Consider the following 18,008-nt stretch of genomic DNA (forward strand, 5'->3'; position numbering starts at 1 on the left):
TAGAAATAGTTTATGTGCGGAATTTTGGGTAAAATCCGGCGCGGAATTTCGCCCAGGAGCAGCCCCGAGGGGACATCGCGGCGGCTGCCCGAGGGTGTGCGCTCCCTGTTGAGCATGCCCAGCCTGGCCGGTCAGGTGTTCCTGCTGCAACTGACCGTCGTGGTGCTGCTCGTCGTCGCCGCACTGATCGCTCTCGTGGTGCAGGTCCGACGGGACAGCATGGCGGACGCCCGGCACCGGACGCTCGCCGCGGCGCAGGCGTTCGCGAACTCCCCGGGGATGCTCAAGGCGCTGGACAGCCCCAACCCGACCGCGGTGCTCCAGCCGCGTGCCGAGGCGGCCCGGAAGGCCGCCGGTGTCGACGCCCTCATCGTGTACCGGGTGGACGGGATCACCCTCACCCACAGCGACCCGCGTCAGATCGGCAAACACATCATCGGGCCCTACTCGGAGGCCGCGTCCGGCAAGGCGTTCACCAGGACCTTCCAAGGGTCCCTCGGCCTCTCCGTGGTCTCCGCGGCCCCCGTCAAGGACGCGAGCGGTTCGGTCGTCGCCATCGTCGCCGCCCCCGTCACGGTCGGGACGGTGCAGCAGGGGGTGAACCGGCAACTGCCGGTCCTCTTCGGCGGCGCCGCCGGAGCACTCGCCGTCGCCGCGGGCGGAGCGGGGCTGGTGAGCCGTCGGTTGCGGCGCCAGACGCATGGCCTCGGCCCGGCCGAGATGACCCGCATGTACGAGCACCACGACGCGGTTCTGCACGCGGTGCGGGAGGGGGTGCTCATCGTCGGGGGCGACGGCCGGCTGCTGCTGGCCAACGACGAGGCGCGGCGGCTGCTGGACCTGCCGGCGGACGCGGAGCGGCGCCGGGTCACCGATCTCGGGCTGGGGGCCGACCTCGCCGAGCTGCTCGCCTCCGACCGCCCGTCCACCGATGAGGTGCACCTGGCCGCCGACCGGCTGCTCGCGGTCAACAAGCGGCTCACCGATCCCCGGGGAGCGTCCGGCAGCGTGGTGACACTACGGGACACCACCGAGCTGCGGGCCCTCTCCGGCCGGGCCGAACTGGCCCGGGAGCGGTTGAAACTGCTCTACGACGCGGGGGTGCGGATCGGGACGACGCTGGACGTCACCCGCACCACCGAGGAACTCGCGGAGGTGGCGGTCCCGCAGTTCGCCGACGTGGTCACCGTCGAGCTTCCCGACCGGGTGCTGCACGGCGAGGAGCCGTCCGGCACCGGCACCGAGATGCGCCGCACCGCCCTGGTCGGACTGGAAGGCGACCATCCCCTCTACCCCGTCGGCGAGCTGATCCAGTTCGCCGCCGGTCACCCCATCGTGGCCGGAGTGGCCAGCGGCCGGGCGGTTCTGGTGGGTGATCTGAGCGCCAGTGACGGCTGGCGGTCCCAGGACCCGGAACGTTCCCGAAACGTCCTCGACTACGGCATCCGCTCCCTCGTCCTGGTCCCGCTGCGGGCCCGCGGAATGCTGCTCGGGACCGCGCACTTCTGGCGGAAGAACACCTCCCCGGCGTTCGAGGAGGAGGATGTGTTCTTCGCCGAGGAACTGGCCGCCCGGGCGGCGGTGTGCATCGACAACGCCCGCCGCTACACCCGTGAACACTCCACGGCCGTCGCGCTCCAGCGCAGTCTGCTGCCCCGCGGTCTGCCCGAGCAGTCGGCCCTCGAGGTGGCCTACCGCTATCTGCCCGCGCGCGCCGGAGTGGGCGGGGACTGGTTCGATGTCATCCCGCTGTCCAGCGCCCGGGTGGCGCTGGTGGTCGGCGATGTCGTCGGCCACGGTCTGCACGCGGCGGCCACCATGGGGCGGCTGCGCACCGCGGTGCACAACTTCTCCGTCCTGGACATGCCGCCGGACGAGCTGCTGGGCCGGATGGACGAGTTGGTGGCCCAGATCGACGCCGAGGAGGCCGACTCCGAGGACGGGTCGGGCATCACCGGGGCCACCTGCCAGTACGCCATCTATGACCCCACCTCCGGACATGTGGCCGTCGCCACCGCCGGTCACCCGGGGCTGGCGGTGGTCCACCCCGACGGGACCGTGGCCTTCCCGGCGCTGCCGATCTCCCCGCCACTGGGCCTGGGCGTCGGGCTGCCCTACGAGAGTGCAGAGCTGACGGTGGTCGAGGGGTCCCGGCTGGTGCTCTACACCGACGGGTTGATCGAGGGCCGCGACCTGGACGCCGGTCTGGAGGATCTGCGCGCCGCCCTGGCCGGGCCCGACCGCGATCCGGAGGCCACCTGCGCCGCGGTGATCGAGGCCATGGTGCCCACCCAGTCCAGGGATGACATCGCGCTCCTGGTGGCCCGCACACGTCTGCTCGACCCGTCGCGGATCGCCGAATGGGAGGTGTCCCGTGATCCGGCGGCGGTGGCCCCCGTCCGGGCGGCCTGCGTCCGCCAGCTGACGGAGTGGGGGCTCGAGCAGATCGCCCTCACCGCGGAGCTCATCCTCAGCGAGCTGATCACCAACGCCATCCGCTACGGCACCGAGCCCATCACCGTACGGCTGCTCCGTGAGCGCACCCTGATCTACGAGGTGTCCGACAGCAGCAGCACCTCGCCCCGTCTGCGGCTGGCCAAGGTCACCGACGAAGGTGGCCGCGGTCTTTTCCTGGTCGCCCAGTTCACCGAGCGCTGGGGCACCCGCTACACCCCCACCGGCAAGGTCATCTGGGCCGAACAGAGCCTCCACAACGGCGCCTCGGCGGCCGCCGAGGGCATCGGTGACCTCCTGCTCGGGATGGAGGACGACACGGCGTGGTGAGGGGAGCCGTCCGGCCACCGCGCCACCGGCCGTCCGGGGCCGCGCGGTGTCGCTCGGCGCGAGTCGTTCACTCCAGTGGCCCGACGTGGCTGCCGCCACCAGGAGCCCATGGGTGATAGCGCTCGTTCCTGTAACCCGTTTCCTGGAGTCGATGTGACTGCACCTCGCGCCCGAACAGCGGCCGTCAGCGGCTGCCTCGCCCTCCTGGTGGCCCTGAGCGCCTGCGACGAGGCGCCGCCCGCGGCGCCCAAGAAGCCGTCGGTGGCCACCTCCGCCGAGGAGATGGGCGGCATGGAAGCGCTGATCGCCGCGGCGAAGGACGAGGGCAGGCTCAACGCGATCGCGCTTCCGCGTGACTGGGCCAACTACGGCGGCCTGATCAACGGCTTCCGGAAGAAGTACGGGATCAGGGTCACGGTGGCCGATCCACAGGGGTCCAGCCAGGACGAGCTCGACGCCGTACGGAAGGGCGGGAGACGCCACAGCGCCCCCGATGTGATCGACGTGGCGGACACCTTCGCGCGGACGGCGGCCCGGCTGAACCTCCTCGCGCCCTACAAGGTCGAGGCGTACGACGCGATCCCGACGAGCCAGAAGGACCCGAAGGCCCGCTGGCTCAACAACTACGGGGGCTACATCTCCATCGGCTGCAACGTCAAGCGCGTCAAGATCTGCCCCCACACCTTCGCCGATCTGCTGAAGCCCCGGTACAAGGGCAAGGTCTCGCTGGACGGCGACCCGACCCGGGCCGGTACCGCCTTCGCCGGGGTGTACGCGGCGGCACTGGCGAACAGCGGATCGTTCAGCGACATCCGGCCCGGTCTCGCCTTCTTCGCCAAACTCAAGAAGAAGGGCAACTTCAACCCGGCCGAGTCCACCTCGGAGGCGGTCGCGAGCGGACAGACACCCATCGCCATCGACTGGGACTACGTCAACCTCTCCTACGCCGACCAGTTCCGCGGCAAGGGCCTGAACTGGCAGGTCGCGATCCCCTTCGACGGCAGCTTCGCCCAGTACTACGCGCTGGCGGTCAACAGGAACGCGCCGCATCCGGCGGCCGCCCGCCTGTGGCTGGAGTACCTCTTCAGTCCCGAGGGCGGAAATCTGCGGCTCGACGGCTACGCCCGCCCGGTGCTGCTGGACGCCATGGAGAAGGACGGCACCCTCGACGAGGCCGCCGCGGCGAAGCTGCCGACGGTGGAGGGAAAGCCGCAGTTCCCGACGGACGCGCAATTGGAGCGGGCCAGGGAACTGGTCGTCCGGGAGTGGGCGAGGGCCGTCTCGGGCTGACCCCTTACCCGGCGGGCCGCCCCCGGCGTCAAGGCCACCGGCAGCGCGTCCAGGGCCATACCCCCCTGAATGACCGCGAGGGCCCCCGCGGCGAAACGGCTGGCGGCCGTCTGTTCGGCAGGGGTGTCGGCGTGCAGGGTGGGGGCCATGGCCAGACGCGGGTTCACGGTCAAGGCGGGATGGGTGCTGGCGATCGTCTTCGCGCTGCTCTCACCGGGCGCGGCAGAAGCGCAGGCGCCGCCCTCACCGCCACCGCTCACCGACGCCCGCGGGCGTACGCTCACCCTGCGCGGCTGGAACGTCGAGGACAAGGCGCACCGAGGCGCCGACGCGCTCAGCGCCATCACCGAGCGGCACTTCCGGGACCTGCACGACCAGGGCTTCAACTTCGCGCGCCTGCTGGTCTTCTGGGACGATCTGGAGCCGCGGCCCGGCCACTACAGCGCGCGCTACCTCCGGAAGATCGAACGGGTCCTGGACTGGGCTCATCGCTGGCGGGTCCGGGTGGTCATCGACGCCCATCAGGACGTCTTCGGACCGGAGTTCGGCCATCGCGGCATTCCCGCGTGGGCGACCCGTACCGAGGGGCTGCCGTTCACCCCGCATCCGGAGGACTGGTTCGCGGAGTACTTCGAACCGGCCGTGCAGGCGGCCTTTGAACACCTCTACGAGGACCGCGATCTCCAGCGGGCGCAGGCCCGGATGTGGCGGGTGCTCGCCCGGCGCGTGGGCCACCACCCGGCCGTGTTCGGCTATGACCTGATCAACGAGCCCATGGGGCGGCTCCGCGAGGGCGAGGACCTGCCGACGGCCGCCCACCGCATCGAGTCCGAGCAGCTGACCCCGATGTACAACCGGATCGCGGACGCGATCCGCACCGTCGACCGCCGCGGCAGACTGTTCGTGGAACCCACCCCGATCGTCGGCGAGGGGCTGCCCACCGGCCTCGGCCGCGTCCATGACCCGAAGGTCGTCTACGCACCGCACTTCTACAACGCCGCCATGGAAGCGGGCGGTGACTACGATCCGTCGGCGGGCTGGCTCGAGGCGTACGAGAAGGCCGTCACCGGCTACCCGAGTGCCCGGCGCATACCGGTCGTCGTCGGCGAGTGGGGTCCCCGGAACAGCGCGTTGCCCCACATGGCGCGCTTCTACGGTGATGCCCTCGCCTCCCTCGACCGCTACAGCTCCGGCTGGGCGGGCTATGTGTGGTGCTACGGCGGTGGGTACTGCGCCGTCGGCGAGGACGGCCGCTTCCTGCCCAACAAGGGGCGGACGGCGCGCCCCTTCGCCCCCGCCGTGGCGGGCTCGGTGCGCGGGCAGGGCTACGACCCCGTGTCGCGCACGTTCCGGCTGGTCTATGACGCTCCGGGGCGGCCCGGTGTCAGCGAGCTGTCCACTCCCGCCACGGCCGCGGGATGGCGGGTGTCGGTGCGTGGCGCGGCGGTGGCCCGGCCCCGCGCCGTACCGGCGGGAGAGCGGGGCACGGTCCGGGTGCGGACGCGGCCCGGCGCCTCCGGCCGGATCACGGTGACCGTCTCACCCCGGGGGGTGAGACCGCTCGCCGCCACCTCAGGGGGCTGACCTTCCGGGTGGCCGTGCGGCGGGGTTGCGCAGGCCCTCGGCCGCGTCGGAGACCCGCCGCAACAGCTCGAGGAAGGTGGACTGTTCCCCGGCGTCCAGCGGTGCCAGGAAGATCTGGTTCATCCGGGCCGTCCGCGGCGACAGCTTCTGGTGTGCCCGGTTCCCCTCCTCGGTGACGCGCAGCACGGACCGGCGGCCGTCCCTGGTGTCGCGGACCTTGTCGACCAGGCCACGGGCGGCCAGGCGGCGGATCACCTCGGCGATGGTGGACCGGTCGAGACCGACCCGCTCGCCGACGGTGCGCTGATCGAGCCCGTCCTCGCCGACCAGGGTGTTGAGCACGGCGAACTGCGGGGAGGTGACCTCCTCCGAGACGATCGTGGTCCACAGCAGGGTGTGCGCCTGCTGAAGCCGCCGGGCCAGATGGCCGGGGTGGGTGCCGAGGTCGAGGGCGGGCACGGTGCGTTCCTCTCGCCGATGCTCCTTGCACTGAGGGCCTTGACCCTCCTTCTTCATCATGCCACGCTTCGACCTTGTCAATATTTACTCAGCACACTGAGCATTCTGAGAGCGAGCGGAGCGAGGGAGAGGAAGCGGAGGGATGGACAAAGTCGTGGCCACGGCCGCCGCGGCCGTCGCCGATGTCCGGCAGGGCGCGTCGCTGGCGGTCGGCGGCTTCGGTCTCAGCGGCGTACCGAGTGTGCTGATTCAGGCCGTGCACGAGACGGGGGCCGGTGGCCTCGGTGTGGTGTCGAACAACTGCGGCGCGCTGGACCGCGGTCTGGCGACCCTGCTCGCCGCGGGCCGGATCGCCCGCGTCACCGGGTCCTATATCGGCGCCAACAAGGAATTCGCGCGCCAGTACCTCGCCGGTGAGCTGGAGGTCGAGCTGATCCCGCAGGGCACGCTCGCCGAGCGGCTGCGCGCCGGGGGCGCGGGCATCCCCGCCTTCTACACCCCGGCCGGGGTCGGCACCCAGGTGGCGGACGGCGGGCTGCCGCTGCGGTACGACGGCAAGGGCGGGATCGCCACCGCCTCCGCGCCCAAGGAGGTGCGGGAGTTCGACGGGCGCGCCTACGTACTGGAGCGTGCCATCCGCACCGACTTCGCGCTCGTGCGGGCCGCGAGGGGCGACCGGCACGGCAATCTCGTCTTCGCCAGGTCCGCCCGGAACTTCAACCCCCTCGCGGCGATGGCCGGCCGGATCACCATCGCCGAGGTGGAGGAGCTGGTCGAGCCCGGTGAGATCGACCCGGACCAGGTCCATCTGCCGGGCCTCTTCGTCCAGCGGATCGTGGCGCTCACCCCGGAGCAGGCCGTGGACAAGCACATCGAACGGCGCACCGTCTCCGCGCCCACCGCACAGGGGACGGTGGGGCACTGATGGCCTGGACCCGCGACCAGATGGCCGCCCGCGCCGCCGGTGAACTGGCGGACGGTCAGTACGTCAACCTCGGCATCGGCCTGCCCACCCTCATCCCCGGCCATCTGCCCGAGGGGGTGGAGGTGATCCTCCACTCGGAGAACGGGATCCTGGGCACCGGCCCCTACCCCGCCGAGGATGAGGTCGACCCCGATCTGATCAACGCGGGCAAGGAGACCGTCACCGTCCTGCCCGGCGCCGCCTGCTTCGACTCCGCCCTGTCGTTCGGCATGATCCGCGGCGGCCATATCGATGTCGCCGTCCTGGGCGCCATGCAGGTGTCACACCACGGCGACCTCGCCAACTGGGCCGTCCCCGGCAAGATGATCACCGGAATCGGCGGGGCGATGGACCTCGTCCACGGCGCCCGCACCGTCATCGTCACCATGACCCACACCGCCAAGGACGGTTCGCCCAAGCTCCTCGCCGACTGCACCCTTCCGCTGACCGGCAGGGGCTGCGTCGACCGGATCATCACCGACCTCTGCGTCCTCGACATCACCGACGAGGGCTTCGCGCTCGTCGAACCGGCGCCGGACGTCACGGTCGAGGAGATCGTCGAGCGGACCGCGGCGAGGATCCGCGTCCCGGAGGAGCTCCGATGAAGGACGGCCCTCCTACCGCGGCGCGAGAAACAGGGAGTTCAGCACGGATGGCACCCACACAGGCCGAGATCGACCGCCAGATGGCACGGGAGCGGGAGGCGTATGAGCAGTCCGTCGCCGCGGGCGCGCCCCACGCTCATCATCCGCTGCGGGACTACCCTCCCTACCGGTCGAGCGCACTGCGCCACCCGCGGCAGCCACTGGTCCCCCTGGCCGTACGGCAGGACCCGGACGCCGTTGAACTGGCCTCGCCCGCCTTCGGCGGGACCGATGTCACCGAGCTCGACCACGACCTCACCCGCCAGCACCGCGGTGAGCCGCTGGGCGAGCGCATCACCGTGAGCGGGCGGCTGCTCGACCGTACCGGCAGGCCGGTAAGGGGGCAGCTGATCGAGATCTGGCAGGCCAACGCCTCCGGGCGCTACGCCCACCAGCGCGACCAGCATCCGGCGCCGCTCGATCCCCACTTCACCGGTGTGGGGCGGACGTTGACCGACGACGACGGCGGATACACCTTCACCACGATCAAACCCGGCGCCTATCCGTGGCGGAATCACACCAACGCCTGGCGGCCCGCGCATATCCACTTCTCGCTCTTCGGGTCCGCGTTCACCCAGCGGCTCATCACACAGATGTACTTCCCGGGCGACCCGCTCTTCGCCCGTGACCCCATCCTCCAGTCCGTCACCGACGAGAAGGCCCGGCAGCGGCTGGTGGCCCGCTACGACCACGATCTGTCGAAACCGCAGTGGTCCCTGGGCTTCCACTGGGACATCGTGCTGGACGGGCCCACCGCCACCTGGATCGAGGAAGGCCGCTGACATGGCCGACACCACCGACACCACCGCCATGACGCCGACGCCCGTGCTCCCCACCCCCGCCCACACGATCGGCCCGTTCTACGGCTACGCCCTGCCGTTCCCCGGCGGCGCGGACGTTGCCCCGGCGGGACACCCCGACACGATCACCGTCCACGGCCGTGTCCTGGACGGCGCGGGAGCTCCGGTCCCGGACGCGCTCCTGGAGTTCTGGGGCCCCGGTCCGGACGGTGAACCGCCGTGTGCCACCGGCTCGTTGCGCCGCGACCCGGTGACCGGTGGCTTCCTCGGCCGCGACGGCATCCGCTTCACCGGGTTCGGCCGGGTCCCGACGGACGCGGACGGCCACTGGGCGCTCCGTACCCTGCGGCCCGGCGCCCGCGGGCGCGGCGCCCCGTACCTGAGCGTCTGTGTCTTCGCCCGCGGTCTCACCCGTCATCTCTTCACCCGGGTGTATCTGCCGGTGTTTCTGCCGGAGGAGCCGGGCGAAGGCGGCGACGATGGTGCGGCCACCGACCCGCTGCTCGCCTCCCTCGCACCCGAGCGCCGTGCGACACTGTTGGCCATGGGGGAGCCAGCGGGGAGCTATCGGTTCGACATCCGGTTGCAGGGTGCGGCGGAAACCGTGTTCCTGGAGTTCCTGTGACCGGCATGCTCCACCACCGCTCCGACGGCCCGGCCACCGGGCCCGCCCTGCTCCTCGGCTCGTCGCTGGGCGTGTCGTCCGCCCTGTGGGACGCGGTCGCGCCCGGGTTGAGCACGTCCTTCCGTACCGTCCGATGGGATCTGCCGGGGCACGGCGGCTCGCCCGCCGAGCTGATCGGCCCCGGGGCGACCGTCGCCGATCTGGGCTCCCTGGTCCTCGCGCTGGCCGACGCACTGGGTCTGGACCGCTTCCACTACGCCGGGGTGTCACTCGGCGGTGCGGTCGGCCTGTGGCTGGCCGTACACCATCCGGAGCGGGTCGACCGGCTCGCCGTCCTCTGCTCCTCGGCGCACTTCGGCCCGCCCGGCCCCTGGCGGGAACGGGCGGCGCTGGTACGGAGGTCGGGCATCGGTCCGATCGCCGAGGCCGCGCCCGCGCGCTGGTTCACCCCCGGCTTCACCGACCCGGGGCTCGTCGACGATCTGCGCCGGACCGCCCCGGAGGCGTACGCGGCCTGCTGTGAGGCGCTCGCCGTCTTCGATCTGCGCGAGGAACTGCCGTCGATCACCGCGCCGACGCTGGTGGTGGCCGGCCGAGAGGACCCCGCCACACCGTCCGCGCACTCCCGGGAGATCGCGGACGCCGTACCGGGGGCGGTGCTCCTCGAGCTGGCGAACGCCTCGCACCTGGCGGTCGCCGAGCAGCCGGGCGACGTACTGGGCGCGCTGCGCGCACACTTCCCGGCGCCCGGCGCTCCTAGGATTCCGCCATGTCCCTGAAGCACGCGATCCTCTCCGCCCTGCTGGAACGCCCCTCCTCCGGACTGGAGCTGACCCGCAGGTTCGACCGGTCCATCGGCTTCTTCTGGACGGCGACTCATCAGCAGATCTACCGTGAGCTGGCGCGCCTGGAAGACGGTGGCCTGATCCGCGCCATCCCGGCGGAACGCCCTGCCCAGGGGCAGCGCAAGGAGTACGAGGTGCTGGCCGCGGGGCGTGCGGAGCTGACGGCGTGGGTGGCGCTCGACGATGACCCCAGACCCGCCCGCGAACCGCTGCTGCTGCGGCTGCGCGCGGCCGCCGTTCTCGGGGCGGGCTCCGGAGGGGCTCTGGTGGCCGAGCTGGAACGCCACCGCGTACTCCACCGGCACCAGCTGTCGGAGTACGAGGAGATCGAGGAGCGTGATTTCCCCGAGCCCAGGGAGGGCGCCGCGGAACCCGATCGCCTGCGCCACCTCGTGCTCCAGGCCGGTATCGACATGGAGCGGTTCTGGATCGATTGGCTGGACCGGGCGCTGACGAATCTGCGCGAGTAGGCCCCGCCGGGACGCCGGCGCTCAGCCGGTGAGGGGGTTCTCCTCGATGGGCGGCATATAGGCGCGCAGCCACCGCTCGGTCTGGGCGACATGGGCCTCGGCCGCGCCGGCCGCGGCGCCCGGGTCCCGGTCGGCGATGGCCTGGGCCAGCACCCGGTGGTCCTCGTCGCTCTTGCGGCGCATCTCGGGGCCGTCGGGGAGGTTGAAGACCTGGTACTTACGGGACCGGGCGCGGAAGACGGCGAGCAGCGAGACAAGGGTCGGATTGCCGCCGATCCGGGCGATCTCGGCGTGGAAGCGGTGGTCGAGCTCGGATGCCTCGGTGGGGTCCTCGGTGGCCGCCATGGCGTCGATGAGCGAGAAGAGCGTTTCCACCGCCTCCGGGGTGGCGCGGGCGGCGGCCTTCGCCGCTATATGGGCCTCGAGCACCCGCCGGATCTCATAGACCTCCAACAGGCCGGTCAGCGGCAGCAGTTCGAGCGTCAGCGAGAGGCTGCCGATGATGTCCTCGGGCCTGAGCGGGGAGACGAAGGTACCGGAGCCATGGCGCGGCTCGATCACTCCCAGGGCGGCGAGCATCCGCACGGCCTCGCGCAACGACCCCCGCGAGACACCGAGTTCCTCACAGAGGTCCGCTTCGGGCGGGATGCGCTCGCCCGCGCCGAGGCGCCCCGACGCGATCATGTGCCGTAGGCCGTGGAACGCCTTGTCGACTGCTGACATCCGAGTCCTCCCTGACCGGACCGGGCGGCCTCGCCGACCGGCCTCGGGTGCACTGTAGCGATCCGGCGGTGGTGGCCGTCATCGGAGCCGGTCATCCGCGCCAGTCATCGGAGTCATCAGATGTCCTACCGATATCGATGGGAATTCATCTGATGACTATCCCGTGCACGCCCCTTGTTTGCCCCAGAACGTTGTGCCAGCATGCGGAGTCATCATACATGTCCTGGTCACGGTCTGCTGTCTCCGCGGCAGTGGGCCCTGTGGAGGGGGAGTCATGTGAGCGAGACCGAGGTCACCACCGCGCCGCGCCCGCTGCTGCTGGCCGATGGCCGGCCCGCCGCCCGGGCCTGGTCGCTCGACCCCGCCCTGCGCCATCTCAACCACGGTTCGTTCGGAGCGGTTCCCCTTGTGGCGCAGGAGCGGCAGAACCAGTTGCGGGAGGAGATGGACCGCTCCCCCGTGGTGTGGTTCCCGGCCCTGCCGCGGCGGGTGGCCGACGCCCGGGTCGCACTCGCCGCCTTCCTGCGGGTCGCCCCCGCTGACCTGGCCCTGGTGCCGAACGCGAGCGCGGGCGTCAGCACCGTCTACGCCGCGCTCGACCCGTGTCCCGGCGGGGAGATCGTCGTCACCGACCACGGCTACGGAGCCGTCACCATGGGGGCCGAGCGGCTGGCGCGCCGCTGGGGCGGCCGGGTGCGCACCGCCCGGGTGCCGCTGGAGGCCGACGAGGAGCGGGCGTACGAGGCGGTGGTGGCCGAGTTGAGCGAGGCCACCGGTCTCCTCGTCCTCGACCACATCACCTCCGTGACCGCACGCCGGATGCCGGTGGCCCGGATCGGCGCCGAGGCCCGACGGCGCGGTATCCCCCTGCTGGTGGACGGTGCGCACGCGCCGGGGCTGATCGCCGCCCCGCTCTCCGGTGTGGTGTGCGACTTCTGGGTCGGCAATCTGCACAAGTGGGGCTGTGCGCCGCGTGGCACCGCGGCGCTGGTCGCCCGCGGCCCGCTGCGTACGGAGCTCCACCCGCTGATCGACTCATGGAGCGCCACCGATCCGTACCCCGACCGGTTCGACCAGCAGGGCACGCTGGACGCCACCGGCTATCTCGCGGCACCGACGGCGCTCGACTTCATCGAGCACACCTGGGGCTGGGAGACCGCCCGCCGCTATATGGACGAACTGGCCGACTACGCCGAGCGGGTCGTCGGCTCCGCGTTCGCCGCGCTGACCGGTGTCGGCGGCACCGTCGACGTCGGCATGCCGGTGCCCGGTATGCGGCTGGTGCGGCTGCCCCCGGGGCTGGCCGCCAGCCGCGAGGAGGCCGACGCCCTGCGCGACCGGGTCGCCGGGGAGCTGGGCGTGGAGGCGGCCTTCACCAGTTTCGGCGGCGTCGGGTATATGCGGCTGTCCGCGCACATCTACAACACGGCCGCCGACTACGAGTACTTCGCCGAGTCCTGTGTCCCCGTCCTCGGTGCGTGGGCCGCTTCGGCCCGCGGGCGCCGCGGCACGACGTAGCGCCACCCGGGCGCCCGCCCAACCCCCCGTCCCCCAGAGCCGAAAGCCGCTGCCAGCGCGGCCGTCATCCAAGGAAGAGGTCGGCACGATGAACAGAAGGACGGCAGCTCTCGCCCTCGGCGCAGCCGCCACCATGGTCCTGACCAGCTGTTCCACCATGAGCCCCGGTGAGAACGGAACGGTCACCCTCAATATGGTCGAGAGCCTGACCAACCCGGCCCGCAGCGATCTGCTCAAGGAGCTCATAGCCGACTTCGAAGAGCGGAATCCCAAGATCAAGGTCAATCTGATCTCACCGCCCACCGAGCAGGCCGACCAGAAGATCCAGCAGATGCTCCAGTCCGGCAGCGGCGTCGACGTCCTCGAGGTGCGGGACATCACCGTCGGCCCGTGGTCGAACAACGGCTGGCTCCACGACATGAAGAAGGACCTGGGGGGCTGGAAGGGCTGGCAGGCCATGACGGAGAACGCCGTCAAGGCCGCCGAGGACACCAAGGGCAAGACCTACTTCGTGCCGTACGGCTTCTACGGGCTGAGCCTCTTCTACCGCACCGACCTGATCAAGGAGGCCGGCTTCAGCAAGCCGCCGGCCACCTGGGACGAACTGCTGGAACAGGCCACCGCCATCCATGACCCGGCGAAGCGGCGGTACGGCTACGCCTTCCGCGGCGGCGCCAACGCCAACAGCAACGCCACCGCCGTGATCGAGGCGTATGTCGCCGACAAGATCGACGCCGCCAATGGCTACAAGCTCACCAACGGCAAGACCATCTTCTCCGCGCCCGAAGCACAGAACGCGCTCAAGACCTATCTGAAGCTCTTCAAGGAGGCGTCCCCCAAGTCCTCCGTCTCCTGGGGCTATCCGGAGATGGTCGAGGGCTTCTCCAACGGCTCCACGGGCTTTCTGCTCCAGGACCCCGAAGTGATCGCCACCGTCTCGGAGTCCAAGTCGCTGGAGAAGAACCAGTGGGACACCGCACCGCTGGTGGCCGGGCCCGGAGGGAAGACCGTCCAGCCGCTCGCCACCGCCGGTTGGGGGATCGCGGACGGCAGCGGACACAAGGCCGAGGCCCTCAAGCTGGTGCAATTCCTCTCCCAGGGCAAGGCGTCGACGTCCTTCACCAAGAAGAACAGCCTGGTCCCGATCCTCAAGTCGGCCATCGACGACCCGTTCTACAAGACCGGCCCCTGGGCCAGCTACGTCACCATGACCGAGCACCCGGACACCTACCTCAATGTGAGTCAGCCGCGCGGTGTGGCCTGGTGGACCGAGTGGGAGCAGAAGGCCGACGCCGATGTGCAGAAGATGGTGCTCGGCAAGCTGACGCCCAAGGAACTGCTGGCCGGGTGGGACGGGTACTGGACCAAGAAGTGGCAGCGGGAGAAGTAGAGATGCCCGCCACCTCCGCAATCACCAAGGCGAGGCGGGGCGACGCCGCCCGGCGGGGTGCCCCGCCCGCCCCGGGATCGGCACGCGGCCGTCGGCGGCCGGAGTTCACCACCCGCCGCGGGCTGCTGATCGCCGCCTTCATGGCACCGGCCGCCGTGTTCGTGGCCGTCTTCACCTACTACCCGATGGTCGCCGGCAGCCAGATGGCCTTCCGCAACTGGAAGCTCACGGATCTGACGGACACCTCATGGGTGGGTCTGAAGAACTTCCGTGATGTCTTCGGCGACCCCATCTGGGGCACGGTCCTGAGCAACTCCGCCCTGTGGGTGTTCGGTTCGATCGTGCCCCAGCTGGTGATCGGCTTCGCGCTCGCCCTGTGGCTGCGCCGCCGCTTCCGCTTCCGCGGCCTCTACCAGGCGCTGGTCTTCTTCCCCTGGGCGATCTCGGGGTTCCTCATCGGCATCCTCTTCCGGTGGATGTTCAACAGTGAGTTCGGCGTGGTCAACGACCTGCTGCAGAAGGCCGGACTCATCGACGAGCCCATCGCCTGGCTGGCCGATCCGAAGATGGCGATGGTCGCCGTACTGATCGCCAACATCTGGTACGGAGTCACCTTCTTCGCCATCATGATCCTCGCCGCGCTCCAGTCGATCCCCGACGAGCTGTACGAGGCGGCGGCGCTGGACGGCGCGAGCAAGGCGCGCACGCTCTTCCAGATCACCATCCCCTACATCCGCACCACGCTGGCGCTCACCGTGCTGCTGCGGGTCATCTGGATCTTCAACTTCCCCGACCTGATCTTCGGCATGACCGGCGGCGGACCCAACAACGAGACACAGATCGTGACCACCTGGATGATCAAGATCACTCAGCAGGGCGACTACGGCAGGGCCTCCGCGCTCGGCCTCCTCGTCGTCGCCACCCTGCTGGTGTTCGCGGTCTTCTTCCTGCTGGCCACGCGCGAGAAGCGAGGGGTGAAGTCATGATCGGCAAGGCGTCCGCGGCCGGGCGGACCGCACGGTTCGCCTTTCTGGGGCTGTGGCTGGCGTTCACCGTGTTCCCGCTCTACTGGATCACCATCACCTCGCTCAAGGCGCCCGGCGACATCTTCGCCTTCCCGATCGCCTATTGGCCCGAGCACTTCTCCCTGGAGAACTACAGCGGGCTGTTCGGCAAGGCGGACTTCGGGACCTACCTCGGGAACAGCCTCATCGTCGCCACCGTCGCCGGCGGCGTCGCCACCGCGATCTCCATGCTGTCCGCGTACGTACTGGCGCGCTTCGAGTTCCGCACCAAGTCGGCGCTGCTGATGGCCGCCCTGGTCACCCAGATGATTCCGTCCTTCATCGCACTGGGTCCGCTGTACCTGCTGATGACCGACCTCCAGCTGGTGGACAACCGGCTCGGGCTCATCCTCGTCTACATCGCCGTGTGCATCCCGTTCTGCACGGTGATGCTCCGCGGTTTCTTCGAGAACATCCCGGACGCCCTGGAGGAGGCGGCCATGATCGACGGGCTGTCGCGGTTCGGAGCCCTGTTCCGGGTGCTGCTTCCGGTGATGAAACCGGGCATCGTCGCCGCGTTCATCTTCAACTTCGTCAACTGCTGGAACGAGCTCTTCCTGTCGGTCACGCTGCTCAACAGCGACAGCAACAAAACCGTCCCCACGGCGCTCAACGGGTTCATCTCCAGCTTCAACATCGACTGGGGTGCGATGTCAGCGGCGGCCGTGTTCACCATCCTGCCCACGATGCTGTTGTTCGCCTTCGCCAGCCGCCATATCGTCCAGGGGCTCACCTCGGGCGCCGTGAAGGGCTGAGTCCTGTTCGGTCCAGATCGTCTTCCCTTCGGGGCCGTAGCGGCAGCCCCAACGGGTGGTGAGCTGCGCCACCAGGAACAGGCCACGCCCTCCCTCGTCCGTGGAGCGGGCCCGGCGAAGCCGCGGCTGGGTGTTGCTGGGGTCGGAGACCTCGCAGATCAGGATGCGGTCACGGATGAGCCGGACCTCGATCGGACCACCGGCGTACCGGACGGCGTTGGTGACGAGTTCGCTCACGACGAGTTCGGCGACAAAGGACAGGTCCTCCATTCCCCAGGCGGCGAGCTGGTCGACGGTGTGTTCACGGGCCCGCGCGACGACTTCCGGGTCCGCCGGAAACCGCCAGCACGCGGTGTCGGCGGCGGCCACGGCGGCGGTACGGGCCAGCAACAGCGTCCTGTCGTCCCGGGACGTCGAAGGCGACAGCTGGTCGACGATCCGGGCGGCGGCACCCGCCAGATCGCCGTCGAGGGGGCGCCGGTCGGTGACGGCGGCCTTCAGCCGCTCCATGCCGATGGCCACATCGGCGTCCTCGGCCTCGAGCAATCCGTCCGTGAACAGGACGAGCAGACTGCCCGGCGCCACCTCGACCTCGGTCATCTCGAACGGCATCCCCCCGACGCCCAGGGGAGGTCCGGGGGCCACTTCGAGGAACTCGGCCGTCCCGTCCGGCGCCACCAGAAGGGGCGGCGGGTGCCCGGCGCTGGCGAGCGCGCAGCGACGCAGCACCGGGTCGTAGACGGCGTAGAGGCAGGTGGCGCCGATACCCATCTGCTGGGCTCCGGCAGCCTCCGCGATCAGCTGCTGCACGAGGTCGTCGAGATGGGTCAGCAGTTCGTCGGGGGCGAGATCCATACCGGCCACCGTCCGGATGCCGGTACGCAGCCTGCCCATCGTGGCGGCGGACCGCAGGCCGTGCCCCACCACATCTCCCACCACCAGGGCGACGCGCAGCGAGGACAGCGGAATGACATCGAACCAGTCCCCGCCGATGCTGGTTCCGCTGCTCGCCGGTTGGTAGACCCCCGCGGTCCTCGCGGCGGTGGTCTCGGTGGAGGGCGGCGGCAGCAGACTGCGCTGGAGGGCGACGGCGGCACGGTGCTCCCTGGTGAAGCGGCGTGCGTTGTCCACACTCAGCGCCGCCCGGGAGGTGATCTCGTACACCAGCCGTGCGTCCTCCACCCCGAACTGGGGATCTTCCTGAGTCCGCCACAACAGGATGCTTCCCAGCGCCCGGCCGCGAGCGAACAGCGGAGCGATGACCGATGAGTTTCCGTCGGTGGGAATCAGGGCGGTGGCAAGACGCGATCTCTCGCCGATCGTCAGCCTGAGTTGATGAGTGTCGGTCACGACGGCGTTGCCCTCCTGCATGACGGAGAGGACGCGTGGTGACTCCGGCAGCGAGGGCAGTTGCTCACCCGGCGCGATCAGCGTGTCCGGCCAGGTGTGCCGAGCCCGCACGGCGGCACACCGCAGATGGTGCCGCCCGATCCCGGGACGGTCGGGCGCCTCCCCACCCGCGAGCACGGATTCGGCCAGCAGGACCATGGCGTACTCACCGAGCGACGGGACGAGCAGGTCGACGAGATCCTGTGCGGTGCGCTGGACGTCCAGCGAGCTGCCGATCTGATCCGCCGCCCGGTAGAGCAGCTCCAGACGGTGTCGCCCGTGATGCTCTTCCGAGACATCGATCAGGTTCACCACCAGCCCCAGGGGCCGCCCCTCATCGTCCACCAACTGCGTGGCCCACATGGACAGGACACTCGGCCGGGACCCGGTGACGGCGGCGGGCCCGGGAACCTCCCAGCCCGACAGCACACCGCCTCCCTGGGCGACGCGCCGCAACTGACGCTCCACTTCCGCGGCGTGGTGGGCCGCGAAGAACTCGTGGAAGCGGCTGCCGGGTGGCACACCCCCACCGCCGAACATCTCAGGACCGATATTGGACCGGAGCACACGCAGCGAACCGTCGGTGATGACCAGCCCCGCGTCCTGCCGGGCGAGCAGCGCCCGGACGACGGCGAGGCTGTGAGGCGTTGAACCATCCGTTCCCGACGGTGTCGGCATGGTTACTCAATGAAGTCCCTCGACAT

Annotated in this window: 15 protein-coding genes and 1 pseudogene; 13 read left to right on the forward strand and 3 right to left on the reverse strand. The window is 70.4% G+C overall.

Translation table 11 applies throughout. The features are described from left to right. The first annotated feature begins 114 nt into the window (after positions 1-114). The 3 genes from AB0C66_RS13835 to AB0C66_RS13845 all read left to right on the forward strand — a co-directional run bounded on the left by AB0C66_RS13835 (position 115) and on the right by AB0C66_RS13845 (position 5,658). Positions 115-2,784 (forward strand): SpoIIE family protein phosphatase, encoded by a 2,670-nt coding sequence (locus AB0C66_RS13835; RefSeq protein WP_362437377.1) that lies wholly within the window; start codon positions 115-117, stop codon positions 2,782-2,784. Positions 2,785-2,937: 153 nt separating this feature from the next. Next, positions 2,938-4,074, forward strand: coding sequence for an extracellular solute-binding protein (locus tag AB0C66_RS13840; RefSeq protein WP_362436885.1), 1,137 nt, complete (start codon positions 2,938-2,940; stop codon positions 4,072-4,074). Positions 4,075-4,221: 147 nt separating this feature from the next. After that, positions 4,222-5,658, forward strand: a complete 1,437-nt coding sequence (locus AB0C66_RS13845) for a cellulase family glycosylhydrolase (RefSeq protein WP_362436887.1) — start codon at positions 4,222-4,224, stop codon at positions 5,656-5,658. Here the strand turns inward: AB0C66_RS13845 and AB0C66_RS13850 are convergent. Further along, positions 5,647-6,117, reverse strand: a complete 471-nt coding sequence (locus tag AB0C66_RS13850; RefSeq protein ID WP_362436889.1) for a MarR family transcriptional regulator — start codon at positions 6,115-6,117, stop codon at positions 5,647-5,649. The two genes, AB0C66_RS13845 and AB0C66_RS13850, sit on opposite strands and share 12 nt — an antisense overlap. 142 nt (positions 6,118-6,259) lie before the next feature. Between AB0C66_RS13850 and AB0C66_RS13855 the strand changes: the two genes are divergently transcribed. From AB0C66_RS13855 to AB0C66_RS13880, 6 genes and pseudogenes are all read left to right on the forward strand, one after another. Continuing rightward, on the forward strand, positions 6,260-7,042 hold the full coding sequence (locus AB0C66_RS13855) for a CoA transferase subunit A (protein ID WP_362436891.1): 783 nt from the start codon (positions 6,260-6,262) through the stop codon (positions 7,040-7,042). Continuing rightward, on the forward strand, positions 7,042-7,686 hold the full coding sequence (locus tag AB0C66_RS13860; RefSeq protein WP_362436893.1) for a CoA transferase subunit B: 645 nt from the start codon (positions 7,042-7,044) through the stop codon (positions 7,684-7,686). The genes AB0C66_RS13855 and AB0C66_RS13860 overlap by 1 nt, the downstream gene beginning before the upstream one ends. Before the next feature lie 47 nt (positions 7,687-7,733). Next, complete coding sequence (pcaH, locus tag AB0C66_RS13865) at positions 7,734-8,507, forward strand: protocatechuate 3,4-dioxygenase subunit beta (RefSeq protein WP_362436895.1); 774 nt, start codon at positions 7,734-7,736, stop codon at positions 8,505-8,507. A 1-nt stretch (position 8,508) separates the two neighbouring features. Continuing rightward, positions 8,509-9,150, forward strand: a complete 642-nt coding sequence (pcaG, locus tag AB0C66_RS13870; RefSeq protein ID WP_362436897.1) for a protocatechuate 3,4-dioxygenase subunit alpha — start codon at positions 8,509-8,511, stop codon at positions 9,148-9,150. A 5-nt stretch (positions 9,151-9,155) separates the two neighbouring features. Continuing rightward, positions 9,156-9,890, forward strand: a pseudogene (locus AB0C66_RS13875) (alpha/beta fold hydrolase); the annotation flags it as partial. 29 nt (positions 9,891-9,919) lie between these two features. Next, complete coding sequence (locus AB0C66_RS13880; RefSeq protein ID WP_362436899.1) at positions 9,920-10,465, forward strand: PadR family transcriptional regulator; 546 nt, start codon at positions 9,920-9,922, stop codon at positions 10,463-10,465. A gap of 21 nt (positions 10,466-10,486) precedes the next feature. Here the strand turns inward: AB0C66_RS13880 and AB0C66_RS13885 are convergent, their stop codons facing one another. Then, complete coding sequence (locus AB0C66_RS13885) at positions 10,487-11,188, reverse strand: FCD domain-containing protein (RefSeq protein ID WP_362436901.1); 702 nt, start codon at positions 11,186-11,188, stop codon at positions 10,487-10,489. Between the two features lie 276 nt (positions 11,189-11,464). Between AB0C66_RS13885 and AB0C66_RS13890 the strand changes: the two genes are divergently transcribed. The 4 genes from AB0C66_RS13890 to AB0C66_RS13905 all read left to right on the forward strand — a co-directional run bounded on the left by AB0C66_RS13890 (position 11,465) and on the right by AB0C66_RS13905 (position 15,915). Beyond that, positions 11,465-12,706 carry an aminotransferase class V-fold PLP-dependent enzyme gene (locus AB0C66_RS13890; RefSeq protein ID WP_362436903.1) on the forward strand — a complete coding sequence of 414 codons (1,242 nt, stop codon included), beginning with the start codon at positions 11,465-11,467 and terminating at the stop codon, positions 12,704-12,706. Between the two features lie 88 nt (positions 12,707-12,794). Then, entirely contained in the window at positions 12,795-14,096 is a 1,302-nt protein-coding gene (locus tag AB0C66_RS13895) for a sugar ABC transporter substrate-binding protein (protein WP_362436905.1), read from the forward strand. A 2-nt stretch (positions 14,097-14,098) separates the two neighbouring features. Then, positions 14,099-15,082, forward strand: a complete 984-nt coding sequence (locus AB0C66_RS13900) for a sugar ABC transporter permease (protein WP_362436907.1) — start codon at positions 14,099-14,101, stop codon at positions 15,080-15,082. Continuing rightward, positions 15,079-15,915, forward strand: coding sequence for a carbohydrate ABC transporter permease (locus AB0C66_RS13905; RefSeq protein WP_362436909.1), 837 nt, complete (start codon positions 15,079-15,081; stop codon positions 15,913-15,915). Before AB0C66_RS13900 ends, AB0C66_RS13905 begins: the two co-directional genes overlap by 4 nt. Here AB0C66_RS13905 and AB0C66_RS13910 read toward each other — a convergent pair. Next, positions 15,814-17,982: a SpoIIE family protein phosphatase gene (locus AB0C66_RS13910; RefSeq protein ID WP_362436911.1), complete on the reverse strand. Its 2,169-nt coding sequence runs from the start codon at positions 17,980-17,982 to the stop codon at positions 15,814-15,816. The genes AB0C66_RS13905 and AB0C66_RS13910 overlap by 102 nt on opposite strands. Positions 17,983-18,008: the final 26 nt, after the last annotated feature.

The organism is Streptomyces sp. NPDC048636 (genome assembly GCF_040650655.1).
Taxonomy (GTDB): domain Bacteria; phylum Actinomycetota; class Actinomycetes; order Streptomycetales; family Streptomycetaceae; genus Streptomyces.

Excerpts from the sequence above, each read along its gene's own strand:
- AB0C66_RS13855 (WP_362436891.1), top strand. The coding sequence starts at position 6,260 with ATGGACAAAGTCGTGGCCACGGCCGCCGCGGCCGTCGCCGATGTCCGG.
- AB0C66_RS13900 (WP_362436907.1), top strand. The coding sequence starts at position 14,099 with ATGCCCGCCACCTCCGCAATCACCAAGGCGAGGCGGGGCGACGCCGCC.
- AB0C66_RS13910 (WP_362436911.1), bottom strand. The coding sequence starts at position 17,982 with ATGCCGACACCGTCGGGAACGGATGGTTCAACGCCTCACAGCCTCGCC.
- AB0C66_RS13895 (WP_362436905.1), top strand. The coding sequence starts at position 12,795 with ATGAACAGAAGGACGGCAGCTCTCGCCCTCGGCGCAGCCGCCACCATG.
- pcaG (WP_362436897.1), top strand. The coding sequence starts at position 8,509 with ATGGCCGACACCACCGACACCACCGCCATGACGCCGACGCCCGTGCTC.
- AB0C66_RS13905 (WP_362436909.1), top strand. The coding sequence starts at position 15,079 with ATGATCGGCAAGGCGTCCGCGGCCGGGCGGACCGCACGGTTCGCCTTT.
- AB0C66_RS13860 (WP_362436893.1), top strand. The coding sequence starts at position 7,042 with ATGGCCTGGACCCGCGACCAGATGGCCGCCCGCGCCGCCGGTGAACTG.
- AB0C66_RS13845 (WP_362436887.1), top strand. The coding sequence starts at position 4,222 with ATGGCCAGACGCGGGTTCACGGTCAAGGCGGGATGGGTGCTGGCGATC.
- pcaH (WP_362436895.1), top strand. The coding sequence starts at position 7,734 with ATGGCACCCACACAGGCCGAGATCGACCGCCAGATGGCACGGGAGCGG.
- AB0C66_RS13835 (WP_362437377.1), top strand. The coding sequence starts at position 115 with ATGCCCAGCCTGGCCGGTCAGGTGTTCCTGCTGCAACTGACCGTCGTG.
- AB0C66_RS13880 (WP_362436899.1), top strand. The coding sequence starts at position 9,920 with ATGTCCCTGAAGCACGCGATCCTCTCCGCCCTGCTGGAACGCCCCTCC.
- AB0C66_RS13885 (WP_362436901.1), bottom strand. The coding sequence starts at position 11,188 with ATGTCAGCAGTCGACAAGGCGTTCCACGGCCTACGGCACATGATCGCG.